The sequence below is a fragment of the Clostridium sardiniense genome, assembly GCF_016907995.1.
Lineage (GTDB): Bacteria > Bacillota > Clostridia > Clostridiales > Clostridiaceae > Clostridium > Clostridium sardiniense.
In genome coordinates this window covers 1-4941 of record NZ_JAFBDA010000048.1, presented here as the reverse complement: position 1 = coordinate 4941, position 4941 = coordinate 1, and the positions used below count along the sequence as shown (strand labels likewise).

At 27.2% G+C, this 4941-nt stretch carries 5 protein-coding genes; 2 read left to right on the top strand and 3 right to left on the bottom strand.

The annotated features are described in order from the left end of the window. The first annotated feature begins 260 nt into the window (after positions 1–260). On the top strand, positions 261–1703 hold the full coding sequence (locus tag JOC62_RS19005; protein WP_204596841.1) for an amino acid permease: 1443 nt from the start codon (positions 261–263) through the stop codon (positions 1701–1703). A gap of 102 nt (positions 1704–1805) precedes the next feature. Here JOC62_RS19005 and JOC62_RS19000 read toward each other — a convergent pair whose 3' ends face one another. Then, a complete protein-coding gene (locus JOC62_RS19000; RefSeq protein ID WP_204596840.1) occupies positions 1806–2924 on the bottom strand; it encodes a DUF6398 domain-containing protein in 1119 nt (372 codons plus the stop codon). A gap of 182 nt (positions 2925–3106) precedes the next feature. On the opposite strand from JOC62_RS19000, the gene JOC62_RS18995 reads away from it, so the two are divergent. Then, positions 3107–3418, top strand: a complete 312-nt coding sequence (locus JOC62_RS18995) for a rhodanese-like domain-containing protein (protein WP_204596839.1) — start codon at positions 3107–3109, stop codon at positions 3416–3418. 27 nt (positions 3419–3445) lie between these two features. Here JOC62_RS18995 and JOC62_RS18990 read toward each other — a convergent pair whose 3' ends face one another. Together JOC62_RS18990 and JOC62_RS18985 are read right to left on the bottom strand one after the other, a co-directional pair. Further along, entirely contained in the window at positions 3446–3598 is a 153-nt protein-coding gene (locus JOC62_RS18990) for a hypothetical protein (protein ID WP_204596838.1), read from the bottom strand. A gap of 144 nt (positions 3599–3742) precedes the next feature. Continuing rightward, positions 3743–4852 carry a M20/M25/M40 family metallo-hydrolase gene (locus JOC62_RS18985; protein WP_204596837.1) on the bottom strand — a complete coding sequence of 370 codons (1110 nt, stop codon included), beginning with the start codon at positions 4850–4852 and terminating at the stop codon, positions 3743–3745. Between the last annotated feature and the right edge of the window lie 89 nt (positions 4853–4941).

Below are 4941 nucleotides of genomic sequence, written 5' to 3'. Positions count from 1 at the left end.
CTATCTTTAAATGTAATGCTATTCATAGAAATTATATAAAATAAAATGTTTTCAAAAAGTACACAACTTCCATAGTAAAATTTGTTAATATAATATTGTATATTTGTAATATTTTGAAAATATTATTAATATTTCACATTGAAATTTGAATTATATTTTTTAATTACAAGATTCAATTAACTATAAAATATATCTTAATCTTAGCTAAATTTATACTATTTTGTAATTAACAAATTACAATTCATAAAGGAGGAAACAACATGGATAACAACAATTCTAAAAAACTTATGTGGTATAACTTAGGACTTATGGCCTTCGTTACTGTATGGGGCTTCGGTAATATAGTTAACAATTTTGCAAATCAAGGTCTTACCGTAATTACTTCTTGGATCTTAATCTTAGCTCTTTACTTTATACCATATGCACTTATGGTTGGTGAGTTAGGTTCAACATTTAAAGATAGTAAAGGTGGAGTAAGTTCTTGGATTGGAGAAACAACAAGTCCTAAAATAGCTTATTTGGCAGGTTGGACATATTGGGTAGTTCATATACCATACCTTGCTCAAAAGCCACAAGCTGTTGCTATTTCTTTAGGATGGGCTGTATTTCAAGATGGTACAACATTAAATAATATGAACCCTATAGTATTACAGTCTATATGTTTGGTAGTTTTTTTATTTTTTGTATGGATTGCATCAAGAGGAATTAATTCATTAGGTAAAATAGGTACAGTAGCTGGTATAGCAACCTTCATTATGTCCTTATTATATATTTTATTAGTTATAGCAGCACCATCTATAAGAGGAGTACATATTGCAACTCCTAATATAAATTTTCAAACCTTCATACCTAAATTTGATTTTACATACTTTACTACATTAGCTATGCTTGTCTTTGCAGTTGGAGGTGCTGAAAAAATATCTCCATATGTAAATAATATGAAAGATCCTAAGAAAGGATTTCCTAGAGGTATGATAGCTCTTGCAGTAATGGTAGCTATTTGTGCAATATTAGGATCTTTTGCAATGGGAATAATGTTTGATGCTACAAATATCCCCGATGATTTAATGATGAACGGAGCATATTATGCATTTCAAATGCTTGGCGACTACTATGGTGTTGGTAATTTCTTCTTAATACTATATGCTTTAGCAAATTTTGCTGGACAAGTTTCTGCTTTAGTCTTCTCAATAGATGCTCCTTTAAAAGTGTTATTAGCTGATACAGATGATAGATATGTACCAAGATCATTGGCTAAAGTTAATAAACGAGGTGTTCCAACAAACGGTTATATAATGACAACAATATTAGTTTCAATTTTAATAATAGTTCCAGCACTAGGGATTGGTGATGTTAATTCTCTATTTACTTGGTTATTAAAATTAAATGCTGTTGTTATGCCTATGAGATATTTATGGGTATTCTTAGCTTATATACTGCTTAGAAAAGCTGTAAAAGGAACCTTTCATTCAGACTATAAATTTGTTAAAAACAATAAGTTAGCATTAGGCTTTGGTGTATGGTGCTTTATTTTTACTGCATTTGCATGTATAATGGGTATCTTCCCAACAAATGCTGAAGCATTTTCTACATCATGGATATTCCAAGTATCTATGAATATAGCGACTATTTTCGTATTATTGGGATTAGGCTTAATACTACCTAGTATAGCTAAAAGAAAGAACTCTGAGTATTTAAAATAATTCATATATATAAACGAATAATCTTATATATTCTATCCTTCTATGGAAATTTAATATGAATGATATTATAAAATAATTCGTAAAAATAAAAGAGGATTGGACTTAAGCCCAATCCCTTTGTATTTCTTTATATGTTTCTTTCACTATACTTATAGCTTTCGGAACATTATTCCAAGCATCGTAGCCATATAGCATATAATGTATAGCTTCCTCTTCTGAACCAAATCTAGTTATTATAGGCAATACTTTAGGTATTCTCTTCATTTTTAATATATAAGGTATTACAAATCTATTATATCTTATAGCTTTTCTTAATTCGCATTTTCCTTTTTCTATCTCACCACATTTTATTAAATATAAAGATTTACTATAAATTGTTGCAGTTAAATAATCATTATTATACTTATTTAATATAGTCTTTGTCTTATCATTATCATTTATTAATAATGTCCAACTTAATAAGATACTTCTAATTATAAGTCTATCTTTAGGGTCACACTTCAATAAATGCATACATATATCTACTGCCTCTTTTTTACTTGCGCTAACCCATAAATGATTTGCTAATCTATATTGAGCACCTAAATATGGTCTGATCTCTTTTGAGAAATCAGTTACATCATATAAATCTTTAATATCAGAAACTCCTAATATGTTTATTGATGCTTCTACGGCTTTTCTCAATAATTGCTCCTTTTCTTGATTGTTTAAACTTTTATCATTTGAAAGAATAATATATGCATCTGAGCAATTTTCACAAATATTTAATGCTTCTTTTGCTAAAATAACTTTCTTACTGAAATTTTTTTGTTCATAAGCTTCTTTTATCTTTTTTTGCGCATTTATATAGTCTATATCGTTTAAGTTATTCTTTATTTCTTTATTACTAGATTTATTTTCATTATAATTATGTTTTGTTAGTAATTCTCTTATTGCTTTAGATCTCTTTAATCCAGTACTACTACTAACATTAAAAAACGTATAAATGTCTCCAACTTTAATATTTAAATCATTAAGACTACATACAGCATGTACTATTCCACACGCCCATGACTCAATCTTACCTTTATTCATGTCAATATCATTTAATTTAATTAATATATCAAGTGCATTCATAAATAAATAAGTGTCATCTTTGCTTAAATACTTTTTAATATACTCTTCTATTAGTACTTTTATATCTTTATTTAAATCTTCATCTTTATTACATATATATTGCATTATAAATTATAACTCCTTAATTTTTTTCCTAAGTATGATTTTATAATAACTTTACATAATAATGCAACTATTCAAGGATTATTTTCACTAATTTATTTATATATAATAAAATTTAAGTCTAATAATTTTTAATAATATGGTATAATTAAAAATTATTAGACTTAATAAGGAGATCTTAGATTATGAAACAAATATCAACAAATAAATTAAAATCATTATTATCAAATGACCCTTCTACATTATTAATTGATGTAAGAGAAAAAGAGGAGTTTGAGTTAGGACATATACCATCTGCAAAAAATATACCTTTATCTGATATAGAAGATTATAGTGATAATTTACCAACTGATAAACCAATTTATTTTATATGTAAAAGTGGAAATAGAAGTGCTCATGCAGTATCTTTATTAGATGATTTAGATATAAAAAGCGGTGTTAATATTCGTGGAGGAATGTTATCATGGGATGGAGATATAGAAAAAAACTGTGTTTAATACACAGTTTTTTATTTTATATAAATTTCAATCTGATAAATTACTGCTACTGCAAATAGGACAATAGTGCTCGCCCTCTCCATTACAAACTGGGCAATTGTCTAGCTTATTGAAGAATTCTATACATTCACATTCAATAACACCTTTTCCTTTACACAAAATACAATTATTAATTTTCATATAATTCTCCTTTCAAACTTATTATTAATTATTACCTTTATCTCCTATGGTATTCACTAAAAAGATGATTTTTTAAAAACTAAAATAAATTAATAAATAAAAGAACTGAAGTATGTATACTTCAGTTCTTTTATTTATTAATATCTATGCATTTTGTATTATCTCACAAATAGATTTACTTACCTTTACTAAATCATATATATGATAATGCTCATCTAATGTGTGAGGACTTCTTTCACCTATAGCAAGATTAACTGCTTTAATTCCATTACAGTTTAATATATTCGTATCACTTCCACCACCTGAAGATTTAATTTCAACATTATATCCTAAGTTCTCAAATGATTTTGAAGCTAATTTTATTATATCATCAGTTTCATCTACAACAAATTGGCCATATACTCTAGTTACTTTTATTTGGCATTCCGCATTCTCTTCATCACAAATTTTATTAAATGTATCTACCATATGTTTTGTTTGCTTATCTAATTTATCTATCTTTGTACTTCTAGCTTCAGCTTCTATAACTACTTCTGGACAAACTATATTAGTAGCTGTGCCTCCTTTAATTGTTCCTATGTTAGCTGTTGTGTCTTCATCTATTCTTAAAAGATTCATCGCTGCAATAGCTTTACTAGCCACATTAATAGCACTTATTCCATTTTCGGGTGCGACCCCTGCATGTGCTGGCTTTCCTTTTATTATAATGTCAATTTTATCTTGTGCAGGTCCTTTATTTACAATTGTTCCAACCTCACCGCTAGTATCTAAAACAAATCCTCTTTTTGATTCTATTTTTGAATAATCAAGATTCTTAGAACCACATAATCCAATTTCTTCAGCTATTGTAAAGATAACTTCTATAGTAGGATGATTAACTTTCTCTTCTTTAACATTAATTAAAGCTTCTATTAACGCTGCAATACCAGCTTTATCATCTCCACCTAAAATTGTTGTTCCATCTGAATATATAATATTACCCTTTATGATAGGTTTTATATTAATGCCTGGTGTAACTGTATCCATATGACAACTAAATAGTAAAGGCTCTCTTGATTCATCTCCTTTTAATTTAGCTATTATATTACCAGTTGTTCCACCAATAATATCTCCTGCATTATCTCTAGAAACTTCTAGTCCAATTTTTTCTAAATCTTCTGTAAGTTTTTCACTAAAAACTTTTTCATTTTTGCTTTCGCTTGAAATTTGAATATATTCAATAAATCTATCCAAAACTCTCTCTCTATTTATCATACTTATTACTCCTTTGTACATTTATAAAATACATATGTTTATCTTACCAAGAAATAATATAAATTTAAAGATTAACATGATAAATTTTC

What these genes read in the sequence shown, in the direction of transcription:
- JOC62_RS18990 (WP_204596838.1), bottom strand. Translation starts at nt 3,598, where the DNA reads ATGAAAATTAATAATTGTATTTTGTGTAAAGGAAAAGGTGTTATTGAA.
- JOC62_RS18995 (WP_204596839.1), top strand. Translation starts at nt 3,107, where the DNA reads ATGAAACAAATATCAACAAATAAATTAAAATCATTATTATCAAATGAC.
- JOC62_RS18985 (WP_204596837.1), bottom strand. Translation starts at nt 4,852, where the DNA reads ATGATAAATAGAGAGAGAGTTTTGGATAGATTTATTGAATATATTCAA.
- JOC62_RS19000 (WP_204596840.1), bottom strand. Translation starts at nt 2,924, where the DNA reads ATGCAATATATATGTAATAAAGATGAAGATTTAAATAAAGATATAAAA.
- JOC62_RS19005 (WP_204596841.1), top strand. Translation starts at nt 261, where the DNA reads ATGGATAACAACAATTCTAAAAAACTTATGTGGTATAACTTAGGACTT.